The sequence below is a fragment of the Arthrobacter sp. 08Y14 genome (assembly GCF_002929455.1).
Lineage (GTDB): Bacteria > Actinomycetota > Actinomycetes > Actinomycetales > Micrococcaceae > Arthrobacter_B > Arthrobacter_B sunyaminii.
The window spans coordinates 872,214-890,627 of the sequence record NZ_PJIX01000001.1; the positions used below are offsets into that span (position 1 = coordinate 872,214).

The 18,414-nt window shown below is 64.8% G+C and carries 21 protein-coding genes; 10 read left to right on the forward strand and 11 right to left on the reverse strand.

From position 1 onward, the window contains the following. Positions 1-9 precede the first annotated feature (9 nt). From CXR03_RS04075 to CXR03_RS04085, 3 genes are all read left to right on the forward strand, one after another. Positions 10-552, forward strand: a complete 543-nt coding sequence (locus CXR03_RS04075; RefSeq protein ID WP_104102091.1) for a DinB family protein — start codon at positions 10-12, stop codon at positions 550-552. A gap of 129 nt (positions 553-681) precedes the next feature. Beyond that, positions 682-1,269 (forward strand): HdeD family acid-resistance protein, encoded by a 588-nt coding sequence (locus CXR03_RS04080; RefSeq protein WP_181034483.1) that lies wholly within the window; start codon positions 682-684, stop codon positions 1,267-1,269. Positions 1,270-1,420: 151 nt separating this feature from the next. Continuing rightward, positions 1,421-2,701, forward strand: a complete 1,281-nt coding sequence (locus CXR03_RS04085; protein WP_104102094.1) for an ammonium transporter — start codon at positions 1,421-1,423, stop codon at positions 2,699-2,701. Between the two features lie 19 nt (positions 2,702-2,720). Here CXR03_RS04085 and CXR03_RS04090 read toward each other — a convergent pair whose 3' ends face one another. After that, positions 2,721-4,529, reverse strand: coding sequence for a thiamine pyrophosphate-requiring protein (locus CXR03_RS04090; protein WP_104102096.1), 1,809 nt, complete (start codon positions 4,527-4,529; stop codon positions 2,721-2,723). Between the two features lie 135 nt (positions 4,530-4,664). Between CXR03_RS04090 and CXR03_RS04095 the strand changes: the two genes are divergently transcribed. The 4 genes from CXR03_RS04095 to CXR03_RS04110 all read left to right on the forward strand — a co-directional run bounded on the left by CXR03_RS04095 (position 4,665) and on the right by CXR03_RS04110 (position 8,318). Then, positions 4,665-5,201 carry a dihydrofolate reductase family protein gene (locus CXR03_RS04095; RefSeq protein WP_104053722.1) on the forward strand — a complete coding sequence of 179 codons (537 nt, stop codon included), beginning with the start codon at positions 4,665-4,667 and terminating at the stop codon, positions 5,199-5,201. A gap of 152 nt (positions 5,202-5,353) precedes the next feature. Then, positions 5,354-6,169 carry an alpha/beta fold hydrolase gene (locus CXR03_RS04100; protein ID WP_104102098.1) on the forward strand — a complete coding sequence of 272 codons (816 nt, stop codon included), beginning with the start codon at positions 5,354-5,356 and terminating at the stop codon, positions 6,167-6,169. An 8-nt stretch (positions 6,170-6,177) separates the two neighbouring features. Next, entirely contained in the window at positions 6,178-7,791 is a 1,614-nt protein-coding gene (locus CXR03_RS04105) for a PAS domain-containing sensor histidine kinase (RefSeq protein WP_104102099.1), read from the forward strand. Between the two features lie 56 nt (positions 7,792-7,847). After that, a complete protein-coding gene (locus tag CXR03_RS04110; RefSeq protein ID WP_104102101.1) occupies positions 7,848-8,318 on the forward strand; it encodes a GtrA family protein in 471 nt (156 codons plus the stop codon). A 24-nt stretch (positions 8,319-8,342) separates the two neighbouring features. Here the strand turns inward: CXR03_RS04110 and CXR03_RS04115 are convergent, their stop codons facing one another. The 4 genes from CXR03_RS04115 to CXR03_RS04130 form a co-directional block, all read right to left on the reverse strand. Next, positions 8,343-9,725 (reverse strand): NAD-dependent succinate-semialdehyde dehydrogenase, encoded by a 1,383-nt coding sequence (locus CXR03_RS04115; protein WP_104102818.1) that lies wholly within the window; start codon positions 9,723-9,725, stop codon positions 8,343-8,345. An 84-nt stretch (positions 9,726-9,809) separates the two neighbouring features. Further along, positions 9,810-10,613: a trimeric intracellular cation channel family protein gene (locus CXR03_RS04120; protein ID WP_258073477.1), complete on the reverse strand. Its 804-nt coding sequence runs from the start codon at positions 10,611-10,613 to the stop codon at positions 9,810-9,812. Between the two features lie 89 nt (positions 10,614-10,702). Then, positions 10,703-11,143, reverse strand: coding sequence for an SRPBCC family protein (locus tag CXR03_RS04125; protein ID WP_104102104.1), 441 nt, complete (start codon positions 11,141-11,143; stop codon positions 10,703-10,705). 58 nt (positions 11,144-11,201) lie between these two features. Then, complete coding sequence (locus tag CXR03_RS04130) at positions 11,202-11,888, reverse strand: NUDIX domain-containing protein (RefSeq protein ID WP_104102106.1); 687 nt, start codon at positions 11,886-11,888, stop codon at positions 11,202-11,204. A 139-nt stretch (positions 11,889-12,027) separates the two neighbouring features. On the opposite strand from CXR03_RS04130, the gene CXR03_RS04135 reads away from it, so the two are divergent. Further along, positions 12,028-12,672: a GyrI-like domain-containing protein gene (locus tag CXR03_RS04135; protein WP_104102108.1), complete on the forward strand. Its 645-nt coding sequence runs from the start codon at positions 12,028-12,030 to the stop codon at positions 12,670-12,672. A gap of 50 nt (positions 12,673-12,722) precedes the next feature. Here the strand turns inward: CXR03_RS04135 and CXR03_RS04140 are convergent, their stop codons facing one another. After that, positions 12,723-13,184, reverse strand: coding sequence for a TetR family transcriptional regulator (locus tag CXR03_RS04140; protein ID WP_258073478.1), 462 nt, complete (start codon positions 13,182-13,184; stop codon positions 12,723-12,725). A gap of 166 nt (positions 13,185-13,350) precedes the next feature. Here CXR03_RS04140 and CXR03_RS04145 point away from each other — a divergent pair, with 166 nt between their 5' ends. Beyond that, positions 13,351-13,995, forward strand: a complete 645-nt coding sequence (locus CXR03_RS04145) for a YitT family protein (protein ID WP_104102111.1) — start codon at positions 13,351-13,353, stop codon at positions 13,993-13,995. Here the strand turns inward: CXR03_RS04145 and CXR03_RS04150 are convergent. After that, a complete protein-coding gene (locus CXR03_RS04150; protein WP_104102112.1) occupies positions 13,957-14,505 on the reverse strand; it encodes a dihydrofolate reductase family protein in 549 nt (182 codons plus the stop codon). The genes CXR03_RS04145 and CXR03_RS04150 overlap by 39 nt on opposite strands. A 143-nt stretch (positions 14,506-14,648) precedes the next feature. Between CXR03_RS04150 and CXR03_RS04155 the strand changes: the two genes are divergently transcribed. Further along, positions 14,649-14,993 carry a hypothetical protein gene (locus tag CXR03_RS04155; protein WP_146067186.1) on the forward strand — a complete coding sequence of 115 codons (345 nt, stop codon included), beginning with the start codon at positions 14,649-14,651 and terminating at the stop codon, positions 14,991-14,993. Here CXR03_RS04155 and CXR03_RS04160 read toward each other — a convergent pair whose 3' ends face one another. The 4 genes from CXR03_RS04160 to CXR03_RS04175 all read right to left on the reverse strand — a co-directional run bounded on the left by CXR03_RS04160 (position 14,994) and on the right by CXR03_RS04175 (position 18,319). After that, a complete protein-coding gene (locus CXR03_RS04160) occupies positions 14,994-15,623 on the reverse strand; it encodes a TetR/AcrR family transcriptional regulator (protein ID WP_104102115.1) in 630 nt (209 codons plus the stop codon). It lies immediately after the preceding gene. 42 nt (positions 15,624-15,665) lie between these two features. After that, positions 15,666-16,937, reverse strand: a complete 1,272-nt coding sequence (locus CXR03_RS04165; protein WP_104102117.1) for an ABC transporter permease — start codon at positions 16,935-16,937, stop codon at positions 15,666-15,668. Further along, positions 16,934-17,656 (reverse strand): ABC transporter ATP-binding protein, encoded by a 723-nt coding sequence (locus tag CXR03_RS04170; protein ID WP_104102118.1) that lies wholly within the window; start codon positions 17,654-17,656, stop codon positions 16,934-16,936. Before CXR03_RS04170 ends, CXR03_RS04165 begins: the two co-directional genes overlap by 4 nt. Positions 17,657-17,737: 81 nt before the next feature. Further along, on the reverse strand, positions 17,738-18,319 hold the full coding sequence (locus CXR03_RS04175; protein WP_104102120.1) for a TIGR03086 family metal-binding protein: 582 nt from the start codon (positions 18,317-18,319) through the stop codon (positions 17,738-17,740). Between the last annotated feature and the right edge of the window lie 95 nt (positions 18,320-18,414).

Consider the following 18,414-nt stretch of genomic DNA (forward strand, 5'->3'; position numbering starts at 1 on the left):
ATTGGGCGGATGACTGCGCAGACGCCCCCGGATATCCGCACGGAACCGCCCGAAGCAGCCGGGGAGCGCGAGACGCTGACCGGCTTTGTGGACTACTTCCGGGCCACCGTGGTTCTGAAGGCTGCCGGACTCAGCGATGCCGACGGCGCCAAACGGCTGCTGCCCTCCCTCACCACGGTGTCCGGGCTCGTCAAACACCTAACCGATGTTGAGCGCTATTGGTTCCGCACCCGGCTTGACGGGCAGCGGGATGTGCCCACGCGATGGTCTGCCGCTGACCCGGACGGAGAATTCCGGGTCGATGACAATGACAGCCTCGCGGAACTCATCAAGGATTATGAGGCTGCCTGCCGCGAATCCCGGGAGGTGCTGGAACGCTACGACCTCGAGGACCGCTGCCGCAGCAGAAGCGCCGGCGAGGGTGACGGGGACGGCGACGGCGACGGGCAGAACGTGCGGTGGGTCCTGGTGCACATGATCGAAGAAACCGGCCGTCACTGCGGCCACCTGGACATCCTGCGTGAACTGCTGGACGGATCCACCGGAGACTGACCGGCACGTTGTCTGGCCCTTCCGAGGGCTCTGCGGCAAGCCATCCCTAGAGATCAGGGCATCCCCGGAAGGATAATTTTTGGAACAGGGGCGCTGCCAGCCCGACTCTACGGGAGGTTCCACATGTCCATGTCAGGAAGTACTTTTGGGTTCGGCGGGTTGAGCCTGGACGTCAGCGAGCTCACCCACAAGGTGGTCCGGGGCATCCGCACGGGCATGGTCGTCACCGGGGTCCTCTCAGTGGTGCTGGGTGCGCTGGTTCTGTTCTGGCCCGGAGCCACCCTGGACGTGATTGCCGTCCTGTTTGGCCTGTATTTCGTCGTCTCCGGGGCGGTCCGCGTGGTCACAGGGCTGGTGACTCCGCTGGTCGGCGGACTGCGCGTCCTGAACATCCTCATCGGCCTTCTGCTCTTCATCGTCGGAGTGGCAGCGATCCGTAATCCGACGGCCTCCCTAACCGTCCTCGCCCTGTTCATTGGAATCGCCTGGATTGTGGAGGGCATCATGTCCCTGACCGAGGTGGAGAGCGGCGGATCACGGTGGTACGCCATCATCTACGGGATCGTCAGCATTATTGCCGGCGTGGTGGTTCTGTTCCTCCCGGTGAGCTCCCTTGCGGCACTGGTGATTTTCGGCGGCGTTGCCCTGGTGGTGCTGGGCATTGTGGAAGTGGTGCGTGCCTTTTCCTTCGGCCGCGGAATGCCGCTCAACTACTAGGAAACGTTCAGCGGGCATCCAGCAGCTGTTAACACAGGGATAACTTGCGCGGAAACGCGTTTGTAATACGGGGCGCCCACGCTGGGAGTAGCACGGTTTCCACCCGCCGCTCCGGCCCGCGCGGCCGGCCACCCCCGAATGGAGTATCTCCATGGACTCTGGAAACACCGCCTGGCTGCTCGCCAGTGCCGCCCTGGTTTGCTTGATGATTCCCGGCATCGCGTTCTTCTACGGAGGAATGGTCGGCTCGCGCCGGATCCTCAACATGATGTTGATGTGCTTCGGCGGCGCCAGCCTTGTTGCAACACTCTGGGTGCTGTACGGCTACTCGGCAGCCTTCGGCAACTCACTCACCGGCGCCGGTCTGCTCGGAAACCCGCTGGAATTCTTCGGTCTGTCCCAGTTGCTGGTTGAGGATCCGGACTCTTCGATTCCCGTGGCGTTGTTCGCCGCCTTCCAGCTGATGTTTGCCTGTGTGACCACGGCACTGGTGGCCGGCGCCGCCGCCGGCCGGATGAAGTTCGGCGCGTGGATGCTGTTTGCCGGACTCTGGGCCACCCTGGTCTACTTCCCCGTGGCGCACTGGGTCTTCGCCTTCAGCAGTGAAGACGGGTCGGTCACCGGCGGCTGGATCGCCAATCAGCTCGGCGCCATCGACTTTGCCGGCGGCACTGCCGTCCACATGAACGCCGGAGTCGCAGCCCTTGCGCTGGCCCTGGTCCTGGGCCGCAGCAAGGGCTGGCCGCATGCCTCCGGAAAGCCGCACAGCCGCCCGCTGGTACTGCTCGGCGCCGGGCTGCTCTGGGTGGGCTGGTACGGATTCAATGCCGGTTCGGCCCTGAGTGCCGGGCACTCCGCCGCCGTCGTCTTCCTGAACACGGCTGTGGCAGCCGCCGCCGGCCTGCTCGGCTGGATGCTGATGGACCGGCTGCGGCTGGGAACCTCGTCCTCCCTCGGAGCTGCCTCGGGTTTGATTTCCGCCCTGGTGGCCATCACTCCGGCCTGTGGTGCCGTCAGTCCGCTGGGCGCCTTGGCCATCGGACTGATTGCCGGCCTCGTTTGTTCCCTGGCCATCGAATGGAAGTACCGGCTCGGGTACGACGATTCCCTCGACGTCGTCGGCGTCCATGCCGTGGGCGGCCTGCTGGGCACCCTGCTGATCGGCCTGTTCGCCACCGACGCAGCTCCCAACGGTGTCAGCGGCCTGTTCTACGGCGGCGGGCTCGAACTGCTGGGCATCCAGGCCCTGGCCTCCGCTGCGGTGCTCGTCTACTCCTTCGTGGTCACCTGGGTCATCGCCAAGGTCCTGGCGATGACCATCGGCCTGCGCATTCCGGAGGAAAGCGAACTGCAGGGCATCGATATGGCAGCCCATGCCGAATCTGCGTACCTGAACGACGAGGAGCCCGTGCAGCTGGGCGCCCGGCCGTAACGTTCCGCCTGCGCAGGGATCAGCCCTCCAAGGCTTCTTCTTGGCGGAGGTAGACGGACAGGAGGTCCCGGGCGTGCTGCGTCTGGGGCCCTTCCTTTTCCATCGCTTCCATCATGGATGCTGCCTGTGCCTTGCCTCCGGGGAACGGCGGCAGGAGCGGAACGTCAGGATCCGAGACCACCTCAATGATGCACGGCCGGTCAGCCGCAAGCGCCTGGTCCCAGGCAGCACCGAGCTGCTCCGGATCGTCCACCCGGATGCCCTCAAAGCCCAGCAGCTCCGCGTAGCCGGCATAGTTGAAGTCCGGAAGCGCCTGGCTGTCCGGGAAGCGCGGTTCGGTTTCCATCTCCCGCTGTTCCCACGTCACTTCAGCCAGTTCCCGGTTGTTCAGGACGCAGACAACAAAGCGCGGATCCTCCCACTGCTGCCAGAGCTTGCTGACCGTAATCAGTTCAGTGATCCCGGCCATCTGCATGGCGCCGTCTCCGGACAGGGCAATGAGCGGGCGGTCCGGACGGGCAAGCTTTGCGGCCAGGCCGTAGGGCACAGCGCATCCCATGCTTGCGAGCGTACTGGACAGATGCGCGGGAACGCCGGCCGGCAGCCGCAGTTGGCGGGCGTACCAGTAGACGCTGCTGCCCACATCCACGGCTACCTGGGCGTCCGCAGGCATGCGCCTGCTCAGCTCGTAGACGGCGCGCTCGGGGTTGACCGGATCAGCCGGGGTAAAGGCCCGCTCTCGCGCCAGCTCATGCCAGGTACGCACCGCCTGTTCGACGTCGTTCCGCCACCCGGAGGGTCCGCGCTCCGCCAGCAGCGGCAGCAGGGCGTCCAGGCATGCGGCAGCTTCACCGGGAAGCGCCACTTCCACCGGGTACCGGTTGCCGATCGCCGCCGAATCGATGTCGATCTGCACGGCCCTGGCAGCCCCGGGCGGCGGATAGAACTCGGTCCACGGGTCATTGGAGCCAATGATCAGCAGCGTGTCGCAGTTGGCCAGCACATAACCGCTGGCCGAGGTACCCAGATGGCCCATGACTCCGGCCGCCAGCGGCAGGGACTCGTCCACATACGGCTTGCCGAGCAGGCTGGTGGTAACGGCAGCGCCCAGCTTCTCGGCCAGGGCCATCACCTGTTCCTGCGCGCCGCGGGCTCCCTGCCCCACCAGCAGGGCTACTTTCTTACCGCTGTTCAGCAGGTTGGCGGCAGCCTGCACGTCTTCGTCGCGGGGCAGGATCCGGGCCGGCCGCCATACCGGAGCGGTGGTGAGCACGCCGTGCTCCTGGTCCAGTTCCGGAGCCGGCGCCTGCTGAACATCATGCGGCAGGATCACCACGGAGGGAGTGCGGGTGGCAAGGGCTTCCTTGAAGGCCCGGTCAATGACCAGCGGCGCCTGCTCCGGGCTGGACACCTGCTGGCGGAATCCGGACGCAACGTCCCGGAACAGGTGCATCAGGTCCACTTCCTGCATGTAGCCGGACCCCAAAACGCTCAGGCTCTGCTGTCCGATGACGGCCACCACCGGCGCCGAGTCCATCCGGGCGTCATACAGGCCGTTGAGCAGATGGATGGCACCCGGGCCCTGGGTGGAGACCACCACGCCCACTTCCCCGGTGTACTTGGCGTGGCCCACCGCCATAAAAGCTGCGTTCTCCTCATGCCGGGCCTGGACAAACTCCGGTCCGCCCGCCCGCCGCAGGGCACCCATCAGCGGGTTGATGCCGTCGCCGCTGTACCCGAAGATCCGGCCCACTCCCCATGCCTGGAGCCGCTGGACCACCAGGTCCGCTACCAATTCCGGTTCATCCTGTGGTCCTGTGCCGCCCATTGCATGCCTCCCATGGAAGATCAGTGTGCTTGGTATCCCCCACTCTTCCATCCCGGGGGCAAGAAATGCACGTTTGGACGGCCCGCTGCTCATGCATTGATGTGTGACGCCGTGCCCGCCGCTATGCTCAAACGCATGGGTAAGGTCATCTATTACGTTGCATCGTCACTGGATGGCTACATAGCCACCGAAGACAACAAGCTCGACTGGCTGCTGGACTTCGGCTTCGAGGCGTTCCAAACGCACTATGACCAGTTTTTGGCCGGGGTCGGCGCCCTGGTGATGGGCTCGGTAACGTACGACTTCGTCCGCGCCGAGGACCCCGGTTCCTGGGCCTACGGCACCCTGCCCTGCCAGGTGCTGACCAGCAGAAATCTACAGGCGCCGCCGGACACCGGCGTACGTTTCGCCGCCGGAGACATCCGGGATATCTGCGCAGCCGCAGTGGCCGACGCCGGCAACCGGAACGTCTGGGTGGTGGGCGGCGGTCATGTCGCGGCCCAGTTTGCCGACGCCGGGCTGCTGGACGAAGTGCGGGTTACCTATATGCCCGTGGCGCTCGGCAGCGGGCGCCCCCTGCTTCCCGTCGCAGCGCCCACCGGCCGCATGCGGCTGACGGGGACGACGTCGTTCAACGGCGGGGCTGCCGAACTCCGCTTTTCCGCCGAATAGGCCGGCAGCCGCAACGTATCCCTGCCCGCTTTCCGGTTCACTGTAGAGTGTGTTCCGTGCGCGCCCTCTGGTGGCCCGGCCCCGCTTGCTGCGCACATCCTCCGCCAGTCTCAGTCTCGCTCTCAGTTCATTTCAAAGCCGAAGGTCATCTCATGGGGACAAACAGCCGTGTACGCAACAACGTTCGCATTCTGGGCAACCCGGAGGGCCCGGTGCTGATGTTTGCACACGGCTTCGGCTGTGACCAGGGCATGTGGCAGCGCCTGCTGGGCCGCTTCATGCCGGACTACCGAGTGGTCCTGTTTGACCACGTGGGCGCGGGCAATTCGGACCCGGACGCCTACGACTCGGCCAAATACTCCTCCCTGGACGGCTACACCGCCGACGTACAGGACATCATGGCGGACCTGGACCTCCGCGATGTGACCTTCGTGGGACACAGCGTCGGCGGGATGATGGGCGTGGCCGCCGCTGCCGCTGATCCGTCGCGGTTCAAAGCCCTGGTTTTCCTCGCCTCCTCCCCCAGCTACATGGACTACCCGGAGGACGGCTACGACGGCGGAACCTCGCAGGAAGACATTCGCGAGCTGCTTGCCTCGCTGGACAGCAACTACATGGTCTGGGCTGCCACCATGGCCCCGGTCATCATGGGCAATCCAGGATCACCACAGCTGCACACCGAGCTCGAGGGGAGCTTCTGCCGGATCAATCCCACCGTAGCCCGTGAATTCGCCAAGGTGGCCTTCCTCTCGGACGTCCGGCACCTGCTGAAGGAGGTCAGCGTTCCCACCCTCGTCATGCAGTGCACGGATGACCTGCTGGCTCCCGTGCATGTTGGCGAATACACGCAGCAGCACCTGCCGAACGCAACCCTGGCAGTCATGAAGGCCACCGGGCACCTCCCCCACGTCAGCGCCCCGGAGGAAACTGCAGACACGATCATCAGCTACCTCAACCGCGCTGCCTAACCTGACCAGTGGACGACGTTCCCGCAACCAAGCCGCTGCTGGACTATGAAGCCCTGTTTCAGGATGCCCCCGCCGGCTACGTGGTCACGCTTGAAAACGGCACCATTGTGGATGCCAACCGCACCCTGCTGGCATGGCTGGGGAAAAGCCGTGACGAACTGGTGGGAGCCAGTTTCCTGAAGCTGCTGCCCATCGGGGACCGCATCCTGTACGCCACCCACGCGTCTTTGCAGATGGGGGTGGCGGGTGCCATGGCCGAACTGGCGGTGGACATACTCAGGGCCGACGGCTCCAGAATGCCGTCCCTGCTCTCCGCCCGCCGCGTGCGGGCTTCCGGCCTGGATGAGCCGGCGCTGGACCGGATCATCATCTTCAATGCCTATGAGCGCAGGCTTTATGAGCAGGAACTGGTGAGTACGCTGCGCAAAACGGAGGAGGCCGAGTCGGCGCGGGCCAGCGCCGAAGCGTCGGTGGCTGCCCAGCAGGAGGTGCTCCGGCAGAAAGACCTGATCCTGAAGGAAAGCCTGGCGGAGAGCCAGCGGAAGGAATCCCTGCTGGAAACCATCCTGAACACCGTGGAAGTGGGCGTGGTGGTGGTTGATGAGGCGGGAAACAATATCCTCACCAACAGCCGCCAGGAGCACAACCGCAGGCGTGCCGTCCGGCCCGGAACCCGCGACCAGGACGAGTGTGAGCTGCTGATTTTCGGCCCCGACCGTGTGACGCCCCTTCCGGCGGACCTTCGTCCGATCCGGCGGGCTGTCCTTGGCGAATCCTTTTCCGATCAGCTGGTGTGGTTCGGTCAGGGAGACCAGCAGCAGGGCCTGAGCGTTTCGGCCCGTTCGGTCCGGGGCGAAGGCGCCTTCCGCGGATCCGTCATTGCCTTCAGCGATGTCACCGGGCTCGTGGACGCCGTGCGGGCCAAAGAGGACTTCGTTGCCAATGTTTCACATGAACTGCGCACCCCGCTGACGTCGATCATGGGATATCTGGACCTGGCCCTCGAAGACGCCGGCGACCTGCCGGGGCACGTCACCGCCTCCCTGAAGGTGGCGCTGCGCAACTCGGAAAAGCTGCTGGCACTGGTCTCGGACCTCCTCACGGCCGCCACCGGCGGCAGCACCGTCTCCCTGGAACCGGCGGACCTGACCGAGCTCATCCAGTCGGCAGTCAGCACCGCAGCTCCCCGGGGGGAGATCAACGGCGTCCGGTTCTCGACCGATCTTCCGGCATCTTTGCCGGACATTGTGGATCCGCGGCGCATGGGCCAGGTCTTGGACAACCTGCTTTCCAACGCGGTCAAGTATTCACCCGACGGCGGACGGGTCCTGATCCGTGCCCGTCGCACGAGTACGGAGACCCGGATCGAAGTGGCGGACTCCGGCATCGGCATGACCGAAGCTGAGCAGGCAGAAGTGTTCACGAAGTTCTTCCGGTCCGCCACAGCCCGCAAGGCAGCCATTCCCGGGGTGGGTCTGGGGTTGGTGATCAGCCGCAGGATCGTTGAAGATCACGGCGGCACCATCACTCTGCGCAGCGAGGCAGGGCGGGGCACTGTCTTCACCGTCACGCTGCCGGTCGGCGCCCCCGAGCCCAATTTTGTGCCCGAAGGGCGGCTGTGAAAACATCCAAAAGGAGCCGGCACCCTACCGGGCAGATTCAGCAGGGGAACAACCACATGGCGCAGCACGGCATCTCACCCATCCGCAAGGTACTGCGGCGCCTGGGATCTTTCTCCCTCGTCGGCGCAGTGGCCTTTGTCGTGGACGTTTCACTGTTCAACGTCCTGGCTTCGACCGTGCTCAATGACAGCCCCATTACCGCCAAGGTCATTTCGGTTACCGCTGCCACAGCTGTTTCCTGGGTGGGCAGCCGATACCTGACCTTCCGCAGCACCCGGGGGCGGAGCGTCCGCAGCGAAACCCTGCTTTTCGCCCTGACCAACGTGGTGGGGCTGCTCATCGCCACCGGCTGCCTGTACGTGTCTCACTACGTGCTGGGTTTCACCAGCCAGTTTGCGGACAACATTTCCGGCAACGTCATCGGTGTCCTGGCCGGCAACGTGTTCCGGTACTTCGCGTACCGCTACGTCGTTTTCACCACGGAAGAGGAACGGGCAGCCCGGAGTGCGCTGAAAGAAAACGCATAAGGGCTGCCCGACCGTTCGGCTACGCTACTTCCGGGACTGCGGCGTGCGGATCAGCTTCTTGTTGACGAACTCATCCATGCCGTAGCGTCCCAGTTCCCGGCCCACGCCGGAGCGCTTGACGCCGCCGAAGGGCAGGTCTTCCTGGGTTCCGGACACGCCGTTGATCCATACCATGCCCGATTCCAGCCGGTCAGCAACCTCAAGGGCCTTGTCCTCGTCAGCGCTGAAGACGGCGCCGCCCAGGCCGTACGGTGAGCTGTTCGCCAGTTCTACTGCTTCATCGGCGCTGGAGACCTTGTAGATCACGGCAGCCGGACCGAAGAGCTCTTCGGAGAAGGCACGCATATCTTCCGTGACGCCCGTCAGCACCGTGGGCTGAACGTAGGCGCCGGGCCCGTCCACCAACGCACCGCCGGTGTGGAGAGTTGCGCCCTTGTCCACGGCATCCTGAATCTGCTCCACCAGGGAGTCTGCGGCAGCCTGTGAGGACAGCGGCCCAAAGCGGGTGCCCTCGTCCAGCGGATCACCGGGCTGGATCTTCTGCATCTTCGCGGTGAACTTCTCCACGAAGTCATCGTAGAGATCCTCCATGACGATAAAGCGCTTGGCGGCGTTGCAGGCCTGTCCGGCGTTGCCCATGCGGCCGGCCACGGCGGACTTGACCGTGGTGTCCAGGTCCTCGGAATCCAGCACAATGAACGGATCGCTGCCGCCCAGTTCCAGCACGTACTTCTTCAGGTTCCGGCCGGCCACCTCGGCAACGGCGGAACCGGCACGCTCCGAACCGGTCAGGGAAACGCCCTGGATCCGGGGATCCGCAATGATGTCCGCGGCCTGGTCATTGGTGGCGAAAAGGTTGATGTAGGCATCCCGGGGCAGCCCGGCATCGCGGAAGATCTGCTCCATGGCCAGGGCTGACTGCGGGCAGTTGTTGGCATGCTTGAGCAGCACGGTGTTGCCCAGCATGAGGTTGGGGCCGGCGAACCGGGCCACCTGGTAGTACGGGTAATTCCACGGCATGATGCCCAGGATTGCGCCGATCGGTTCGGTGCGCACGGTGGCCCCGCCGCCGCCCTTTACGCTCAGTTCCTCATCGGCCATGAAGCCGGGGCCTTCGGCGGCGTAGTAGTCGTAGATGTCTGCGGAAAGGGCAACTTCGCCCTTGGCCTCACGCAGGGGCTTGCCCATTTCGGTGGCGATCAGGGCCGCCAGCTCACCACTGCGTTCGCGGTACAGCTCGGCCACCCGGGCGATGATCTTGCTCCGGGCCTCAACCGGCTGGCTGCGCCACGAGGCAAAGGCACCGTGGGCTGCGCTGATTGCTTCGTTGATTTCGGCGTCGGTGGCTTCGGCGAATTCTTTCAGTGTCTCCCCGGTTGCGGGGTTCACGGTTTTGTAAGCAGTCATGGGGCTCACGTTACCGGCGGCTGTGGCAGGAGCCACAGCGGTTCGCTCTTGGCTCAACCGCCGCGCCCGGCACCTCGGACGCGGCTAGCGGCGTGCCGGGGCGGCGTCGCCGTCGGGTTCCGGCGGATTCCGGCGGGCGGAACGAGGCCGGGGAAGGCGGCCGAACCGGGGCCGCGGCCAACCCTGTTCCTTCTTGCGTGAGCCGGCTTCGGTTGGCCCGGATCCGCTGTGTTTGCTGCGCGTCCGGCGCGGAAGCCGCACGCTCAGCTCCCCCGGGCCGGGCAGCCGCCAGCCGCGGCGGCGGGCCACCGTGCAGATAACGGCGGCAGAAACGATGGCCACGGCCATGCCTACATTGCGCAGTCCCAGATGATAGAGGACCGCCATTTCAATGGCGGCAATGAGGGCGCCGGTAGCGTACAGGGTGTTGCCGCCGAAGATCGCCGGCACCCGTCCCACGGCGATGTCGCGGATCATGCCGCCGCCCACCGCTGTGGCCACGCCGATCAGGATGGCAGGCAGCCACTCCAAGCCAAAGCCCAGGGCTTTGGATGTCCCGGTGGCAGCCCAGCAGCCAAGGGCAAAGGAATCAATGACTATCAGGAACCGATTAGCCCATTTCCCCTTGAGTTCAATCAGGTAAGCGATGAACGCACCGGCAATGGCGGCAAAGAGGTAGGCGGGATCGGTCAGCGCCACCGGGGTGCCCGCCTGCAGCAGCGTGTCGCGCAGGACACCTCCGCCCAGGGCTGAGGTGAGCGCCAGGACCACAAAACCCACCGGGTCCATACGCAGCTGCCGGGCAACCGCTCCGCCCAGTACGCCGTTCGCCAGGACTCCGGCCAGGTCCACGACCCTGAACACGGCCTCCGGATCCAAAATCTCCACGCCGCTCCCGCTGTTGATTGGTGCCGTGTTTTCCGGCGTCCAGTCTAGCGCGGCAGGCTCCCGGCTACGGCAGCATCACCTTTTATCAGTCACCGGACCGCAAAATGATCCGCCAGCTTTTCCAGCGTTTGTTCCAGACTCGCAGGATGCCGCCGGGTCACTCCCATGATTCGGTACATGACACGGTGGCGGACGCCCCTGGCATCCCACTGCTCGGTTACGAGGGTCCCGCCGTCTGCAGGCTCCAGCAGGTAGCGCCAGATATGACCGCCCATGTGCCGCCAGGCAATCCTGTGCCCCTCCTGAAACTCGGTGACCGTGTTGCTGATCTTGTAGGGAACGCCCATCTTCATATCCATGCCGAAAGTGGCTCCGGGGGCCAGTCTGGCAGGACCGTGGGGGTGCGCGTCACGGACGGTTCCAGACCCGTCGATAACACTGTGCATGGCCGGACGGGCCAGCAGGTCAAACACGGATTCCGGCGAGGCGGGAACAAAGCGCTCGCGGCTGATCAGGTAGGGGCTGTTCATCGGGCCAGTCTAACGGCACGTGAATTTCGGGCTCCGGGGTTCGGGTTCCGGGGTCCGGTTACAGGGTCCGTTCGTAGAGCCAGCTGTCTGCGCCCATGACCAGCCGGTGCCGGGCCTCCGGGTCACCGGGCAGCTGGGGGTACTCGGCGTCGCCGTGCCAGACCATTACCGGCGGCGTCTGGCCGGGCAGCTGGCGGGTTGTGTAGGTCTGCGGCGCGGCAGCGCCGGCCGCTGCGAGCGCGGCGGCAACCGTTTCCACCCCCAGCAGCCCGTGCAGGGTCACCCAAGTGGGCGGGTACAGTTCCATGCTCCCCTCCCGCTGCCGGCGGAAGGCCTCGGCGGGAGTCAGCCAAACCGCGTCCACGTGTTCTTCGGGGCTGAGCAGGATCTCTCCTTCGGGTGCATCGGCCAGGAAGAACCACGTCCTGTAGCGGCGCGGCGCTTCGGGCGGCGGCTCCCAGCAGGAAAGCTGCACCAGGTTGGGCTCCGCCAGGCGGAGCCCGGTTTCCTCTTCGGTTTCACGCACGCCGGCCCGGAGCGCGGCGGCGAGTTCACCGTCGTCGTTCGCCGTAGGCTGCGCTGAATCCGCCGGCAGTCCGTAGTCCTCGGGATCCACCCGCCCACCGGGAAACACCCAGGCTCCGGCAAAGGATCCCCGGTGGCGGGGACGCTCCAGCAACAGGACCTGCAGTCCGTCGGGCGCATCGCGCAGCAGCACCACTGTGGCGGCCGTGCCGTGAAGCATGATGGATTCCGTTCGTGAGGGGGAGACTTGCGGGACCGTACTGGAGTCCCTTGAAGGATGGTAGCCGTTATCCGCAGGCAGTAGCCGCGGGCACAGGACCCGCCCTATCCTGAAAACCCCGTGGAAGGGCGCGCCTGCTATGGAAAAGGCTGTAACGGACAAGTTCGACTTCAAGAAAAGCTACCCCGAGCTCTACGCCCCCAAGTCCGGCGATTTCGCCCTGGTTGAGGTTCCGGCCCTGCAGTACCTTGCCTATGACGGGCACGGGGATCCCAACACATCGAAGGAATATCAGGGCGCCTTGGAATGCCTCTACCCCACGGCGTATACGGTGAAGTTTGCGTCCAAAAAGGACCTCGGCCGCGATTTCACCGTGGGCCCGCTCGAAGGACTCTGGCGTGCGGCTGACATGGACGCTTTTATCCGCGGTGACAAGGATTCCTGGGACTGGACCATGCTGGTGGCCCAGCCGCCGTGGATTACCCCCGGCCTGGTTTCGGATAGCGTCGCCGCGGTTGCCAGGAAGAAGAACCCGCCGGGGCTGGACAGGGTGCGCCTGGTGACCCTTGAGGAAGGCACCTCGGCGCAGATCCTGTACATCGGAGCCTACGACGCCGAGGGCCCGGTCCTTGAGCGCCTGCATCACCAGTGGATGCCGGCACACGCACTCACCTTCAACGGCGACCACCACGAGATCTACCTCAGCGATCCGCGGCGGACCGCGGTGCACAAGCTCAGGACCGTGCTGCGGCAGCCGGTCCGCCCGCTGGGCCCTTCCGCCTAGGCTGGTTTGTCTGCCTAGCCTGGTTTGTCTGCCTAGGCTGGTTTGTCTGCCTAGGCGGACTTGTCCGGCCCGTGCGGTTTGGCGGCCGGTGAGCAGAGCATTGCTTCCAGTCGGTCATCGCTCACCCGTGTCAGGGCGGTGAGCAGTTTCACGATGCGGGCACGCTCCCGGGCGTCGAAGCGGGTGGCATCGAGGATGTCGCTGACCCACAGCCCGTCCATGGCCAGCCGGACAATAACGCCGATGACTCCGGTGGGCTGCCCGGGATCAAGGTTGTCCCGGTCCAGCCTGCGGTTCAGGTAGATCAGGGACTCTGCCAGGTTGGGGCGTCCGACGGCGGTGGCCAGCAGTGCCCCCTGGTCAGTGTCGCTGTTGGACTCGGCATCCGAGAACGCCTTGATGTAGGCGCGGTCCGAGGCTCCCACCTGTTCCGGGTCCGAGTCCGCGAGCCGGCCCAATTCGTGGACCAGCTCGATAATCATTGCTTCAACGTCCTGTTCGATTTCCTCCACAGGTGCGCCTGGCCTGAACATTTTTCCTCCAGCTCAACAGTCAACCGCCGTTCGGTTGACCGACCAGCTTAGCCCGGTTCCGTTTTATTCTCAGCTCCTGAACGCTTGCCGCGGCCGTGCGGGGCACCGGTTTGTTTACGGGTGGAAAACCGGCTTGTCTTAGTCCATGACGTGGATCACCGTACGCCGTGCCGTCCAGCTGCTGGCCGGCCTCTTTTGCTATGGCTTTGCCATCGGCATGATGATCCAGGCTCATCTGGGCGTTTCCCCCTGGGATGTGCTGGGACAGGGCGCAGCCCGTTCCTCGGGCATTCCATTCGGCGTCGTGACCGTCCTGATTGGCGCGCTGGTGCTGCTGCTGTGGATCCCGCTCAGGCAGAAACCCGGCATCGGCACCGTCCTGAATGTGCTGCTAATTGGTCCCAGCGCCGAAGTTTGCCTTGCCCTGGTGCCCGCTCCCGATCAGCTTTGGGCGAGGGTTTTGCTCTTCGCCGGCGGTCTGGTGCTGCTGGCTGCCGCCACCGGCGTCTATTTAGGGGCACGGTTGGGGCCGGGCCCGCGGGACGGGCTGATGACCGGGATGCACCGCCGCTTCGGATGGCCCGTTTGGGCCGCGCGCACCGGCATAGAGGTGGCAGTGCTCAGTGCGGGGTGGGCGTTGGGCGGCACCGTGGGTCTGGGAACAGTGGCCTTTGCCCTGCTGGTGGGGCCGCTGGTCAGCCGTACGATGCCGTTCTTTGATATCCGTGCGCTCGGTCCGCTTCCGGGAGCCTCACGTCCGCGGCCCGTAGGTCAGGATGGCATTGCCTGATGCAGTGGTCCGGGACTCGAGCAGCTTTAGCCGGGTGAGCGGGTCTCCGGGCTGAAACAGCCGCTGCCCCGAACCGGCCACCACCGGGTGCACCATGAGTGTCAGGGAGTCCAGCAGTCCGGCGAAAAGGAGCTGGCGCACCAGTGAAATGCTTCCGTTCACAGCGATGTCACCGCCGTCGCGCTCCTTGAGCCGGCGGACAAAGGCCTCCAGCTCGTCATCCATCAACCGGGAGTTGTTCCAGCTCAGGTCCTCGTCCGTGAGCGTCCGGGAGGCCACGAATTTCCGGACCGGGTTGATGAAATCCCCGAAGCCGTCCCCGGTGTTACCCGGCCAGTAGTCCGCCCATTCCTGATAGGTCGTCCGGCCCAGCAGCACCGTATCCTGGCCCGCCAGGACGGATGCCATCAAGGGCCCCATGTCCTCGTCAAAATGGTCAAACTGCCAGTCTCCCGGGTTCTCCACCACGCCGTCGACTGAGCTAAAGAGTGCCGCCGTCACCTTGCGCATCGTGTCCTCCTGCAGCTGCCGGTCTTGGAAACGTGTCCGCCAAATCGGGCTTCCTCCGCGAAGGTACCGCAAGACCCTTCCGGGCGGGAGGGAGCGGACTTAGGATGGCCGTGCCGGTTCGCCCTTCCGCAGGAGGAATCATCATGGTTGACGGCCCGTCTTCACCATCCGGAACGCAGGGACCGCCTGCCGGCTACGGCAATGTTCCGGTGATTTTCTCCGCCGTGCTGGCAGCGGTCGCGGGCGTAGCCGTGGCCGTCTTTTCCACCGGCGGAACAGAGCGGGAATTCCGGTGGGAGCTGGGACTCGCCGCTGCCTGCGCCACCTTCATCGTGTCCCTGCTGATTTTCCTGCTGCTGATCATCACGTCGCGCCCCAACCCTGAAGAATTGGGCAAGGGCACCGGCATCAAGAGAAGCTTTGGTTCCCTTCCGGACACGGCCGACGGCGATGACAGGTTCCGCCCGGACGGCACCGACCAGCGTTAGCTAGCTGCCGAAGATCCTCTCCAGGAGTACCCCTGCACGTTCCATGATGCCGGTGTCCGGCCAGACGCCGTCGTGCTCCAGGTGGTTCTGCTGCAGCACCACACGGACCACCCCCAGAGCCAGACCCACCACCATGCCGGCCTCCGCGGCGAGGTCCGGTTCGGATTTGCGGAGACCCGCAGCCGCGTAACGTTCCATCACCAGGTCCGTTAACTGTTTCTCGTGATCGGCCATCCATTCGTTCTGTTTGGAAAACAGAACAGGTGAGGCCATGATGGCCTTCATCCTGCGGCCGGCCAGCTCCGGATCGGGCTGGCCGGCCACCAGGGCGGAGACTACGGCCGCGGCAAGGCTCAGGACAACCGGGGTGCCGTGGTCGGGCAGGAACTCGCGGGCCACGGCGTCGCGCATTTGGGCGGGCGGCGGACCCAGGAAGACGCCTTCCTTCGAACCGAAATAGTTGAAGAACGTCCGCTGCGACACCATGGACGCAGTGCAGATCATGTCCACGGTGACGTTGTCATAACCCCGTTCCAGGACCAGCGCCACAGCCGTTTTTTCGATCTCATGCCGGGTGGCTGCACGCTTGCGGGCACGCAGCCCTCCGGATGCTTCAACGCCTTGGTCCATCGCTCCGCCTTCCGCCGTGATGCACTTTCCTGATGCCGCTGCTTACTCGTACCGCAGGGCGTCGATGGGGTTCTGCCGGGCTGCCCGGCGAGCCGGCAGCGTGCCGGCAAGGAACGCAATCAGCATGACGACGCCGATGATGACTGCTACGGAGGCCGGCGTGAACAGCATAATGCTCAGGCCGGGAAGGGCTGACAGCACCGTGTTGGACAGGACGGAGCTGATCGCCGTGCCGAGCCCGATGGCCACGCCGGCTCCCAGCGCGGATCCAAGGAAACCAATAAAGATCGCTTCGAAGCTGAACAGCGCGAAGATCTTGCCGCCGCCCATACCCATGGCCTTCATGAGGCCGATCTCGCGGGTGCGTTCCTGCACGCTCATCAGCAGGGTGTTGACGATGCCGAACCCGGCAGCCACAAGGGCGATGACGGCGAACGCGTTGAGGACGCCAATGATGCCGTTGATGACGGCCTGGATGGCACCGATCTGGTCCGCCACGGTCAGTGCGGTGAAGCCCTGGTCTGCGAGGTCGGACTTGATGCCTTCCAGCTCGTCCGCACTGATGTCCGTGGACAGGTAGGCAACGGAGGTGATGTAGCCGCTGGGAACACCGGCAGGCATGCCGGTTTTCTGCAGGGCGTCCATTTCGGTCCGCAGCTCCTCGTTGAATCCGGCACCGTCGCCAAACAGGGAATCGTTCTGCACACCGGCCACCACGGCATCCACCGTGTGCTGGGTTCCGGCGTAGTCAGTGACCGCAATGGAGACCGTCTGGTCCAGGGCTGCCTGCTCGTCGGCGAAGCCCATCGGCTCCAGGTATGAGGACGGAAGCAGCACTTCACGCGATCCGCTGCCGTCTTCAAGCTGCCGCCCGGCGGCAAGATCCACATCCGCCATCCCGATCATCGGGTTGACGGTCAGCTCGAACTTGGTCCCGCCGTCGTACTGGATGAAGTCCGGTGCCAGCATGGCGGCCGGTTCAACCTTGTCGATGCCGTCCGTGGCGCGGATGGCTTCGATGTCCGCCTCGGAGAGCAGCGTGAAGTTGCCCTGCATGGCGGCACCGTCGGGATCGTATTCCTTGGGCCCGTCATCGGCCGCTCCGGTTTCTGCGGCGGGCGAGACGGTGAGCAGATCGTCGCCGCCAATGGCGCCTATTTGCTTGTCGATATAGTCCGAGACGCCAGCACCGATGGCGCTGGTCAGGGTCAGCGTGAAGGCACCGATGAAGATGGCGACCACGGTCAGTGCCGTGCGGACCTTGCTGCGGAAGGTGTTGGATACTGCTGAGCGGAGAATGTCGCCGGCGGTCATGCTGAGGCCCCTGTGGTGATGGTGGTCGAGATGAGTTCATCGGCGGACACTTCGCGTCCGTCCTTGATGTAGAACTGGCGGCTGCAGCGGGCCGCGAGATCCGTGTCGTGCGTGACGGTAATCAGGGTGATGCCCTGTTCCCTGTTCAGCGAGAACAGAATGTCTTCCACGACGGCGCCGGTGGCGGTGTCCAGGTTGCCGGTGGGCTCATCGGCGAAAATCACCGACGGATTGTTGACCAGGGCGCGGGCAATGACCACGCGCTGTTTCTGGCCGCCGGAGAGGTCAGTGGCCTTGTTTCGAGCCTTGTCCGCCATTTCCAGGCGCTCCAGCGCCTCCATGCCGCGCTTTTTGCGTTCGGCGGGCTTCACACCGGCGATCATCAGCGGCAGCACCACATTGTCCAGCACGGAGGAGTTGGGGGTGAGGAAGAACTGCTGGAACACAAAACCGAAATCCCGGTTGCGCAGTTCGTTCAGCTCATTTTTTCCCAGCGAACGCGCATCCTGGCCCTTGACGGAAATGGTCCCCTCGTCGGGGCTGTCCAGCAGGGCGAGCAGGTGCATGAGGGTGGACTTTCCCGAACCGCTCTTGCCGACAATCGCCAGGGACTCGCCGCTTTCCACGGCCAGGCTGACGCCCTTCAGGGCATCAAACCTGTTTCCCCCCTGCCCGTACGTTTTCGTCAGGTTCTGCGCGCTGAGTACGTGTGGTGTCATCTTTCCGACGTTACATGCAGTTCCTGCAAGTTTGCCGGGCCTGCAACTTGGGCGGCTTTGAACCGGCTGGGCCGGCAGTACTCAGATCTCTGGAATCCAGGCGGGATCGCGCCCGGTCAGTCCCACCAGCCGGTCCAGCGGCGAAGCAGAGTCATCAACCGGAACCACCGGGCCGAAGAGATCCGGGTTACGGGGCTGTTCGCCGAGGAACTCCACACAGGCCTGTACGGCGCGCAGATCCGGGTTGTAGCTCTGTCCGGTGGAGCGCGCCAGATCCCAACCGTGCACAATGATCTCGTCCAGGGCAAACATGCCGGCTTCCACGGCATCGAGCGGAACCCGGCCCGCCACCGTCTCCCCGTCCCACGCCGAAGGATCCGCCCAGGCGCCGGCCAGGGCAGTGAGCTGGTTGGGAATGCGCTCACGCCAGCCTTCGGCCAGATTCCTGCCGTCCGCTTCAGGCACCTCCCCGGCTCCCGGCGGCAGGGCAGTCTTGTGCGCGGAGAGCTGGAATTCCAGCGACAGTCCGTCGATGTGCTCCAGAAGGTCGCCCACCGTGTAGTCGGGCGACGGAGTGGGCCAGCTGAGCTGTTCATCCTGGATTCCGGCGATCACGGCGCCGGTGTCACGGGCTGCATGATGGAAATCGACTGGAGCATGCATGGTTCCTCCTCGAGGAAAACGCATCGGTGTCTTTTCAAAAACCTGACTCTCTGACCCTGCCGTTATCAAAAACGGTAGCAACGCGGACTTCCGTC

Excerpts from the sequence above, each read along its gene's own strand:
- CXR03_RS04150 (WP_104102112.1), bottom strand. The coding sequence starts at position 14,505 with ATGCGCAAGGTGACGGCGGCACTCTTTAGCTCAGTCGACGGCGTGGTG.
- CXR03_RS04125 (WP_104102104.1), bottom strand. The coding sequence starts at position 11,143 with ATGAACAGCCCCTACCTGATCAGCCGCGAGCGCTTTGTTCCCGCCTCG.
- CXR03_RS04075 (WP_104102091.1), top strand. The coding sequence starts at position 10 with ATGACTGCGCAGACGCCCCCGGATATCCGCACGGAACCGCCCGAAGCA.
- CXR03_RS04135 (WP_104102108.1), top strand. The coding sequence starts at position 12,028 with ATGGAAAAGGCTGTAACGGACAAGTTCGACTTCAAGAAAAGCTACCCC.
- CXR03_RS04090 (WP_104102096.1), bottom strand. The coding sequence starts at position 4,529 with ATGGGCGGCACAGGACCACAGGATGAACCGGAATTGGTAGCGGACCTG.
- CXR03_RS04130 (WP_104102106.1), bottom strand. The coding sequence starts at position 11,888 with ATGCTTCACGGCACGGCCGCCACAGTGGTGCTGCTGCGCGATGCGCCC.
- CXR03_RS04110 (WP_104102101.1), top strand. The coding sequence starts at position 7,848 with ATGGCGCAGCACGGCATCTCACCCATCCGCAAGGTACTGCGGCGCCTG.
- CXR03_RS04175 (WP_104102120.1), bottom strand. The coding sequence starts at position 18,319 with ATGCATGCTCCAGTCGATTTCCATCATGCAGCCCGTGACACCGGCGCC.
- CXR03_RS04085 (WP_104102094.1), top strand. The coding sequence starts at position 1,421 with ATGGACTCTGGAAACACCGCCTGGCTGCTCGCCAGTGCCGCCCTGGTT.
- CXR03_RS04165 (WP_104102117.1), bottom strand. The coding sequence starts at position 16,937 with ATGACCGCCGGCGACATTCTCCGCTCAGCAGTATCCAACACCTTCCGC.
- CXR03_RS04115 (WP_104102818.1), bottom strand. The coding sequence starts at position 9,725 with ATGACTGCTTACAAAACCGTGAACCCCGCAACCGGGGAGACACTGAAA.
- CXR03_RS04095 (WP_104053722.1), top strand. The coding sequence starts at position 4,665 with ATGGGTAAGGTCATCTATTACGTTGCATCGTCACTGGATGGCTACATA.
- CXR03_RS04100 (WP_104102098.1), top strand. The coding sequence starts at position 5,354 with ATGGGGACAAACAGCCGTGTACGCAACAACGTTCGCATTCTGGGCAAC.
- CXR03_RS04160 (WP_104102115.1), bottom strand. The coding sequence starts at position 15,623 with ATGGACCAAGGCGTTGAAGCATCCGGAGGGCTGCGTGCCCGCAAGCGT.
- CXR03_RS04145 (WP_104102111.1), top strand. The coding sequence starts at position 13,351 with ATGACGTGGATCACCGTACGCCGTGCCGTCCAGCTGCTGGCCGGCCTC.
- CXR03_RS04170 (WP_104102118.1), bottom strand. The coding sequence starts at position 17,656 with ATGACACCACACGTACTCAGCGCGCAGAACCTGACGAAAACGTACGGG.
- CXR03_RS04155 (WP_146067186.1), top strand. The coding sequence starts at position 14,649 with ATGGTTGACGGCCCGTCTTCACCATCCGGAACGCAGGGACCGCCTGCC.
- CXR03_RS04080 (WP_181034483.1), top strand. The coding sequence starts at position 682 with ATGTCAGGAAGTACTTTTGGGTTCGGCGGGTTGAGCCTGGACGTCAGC.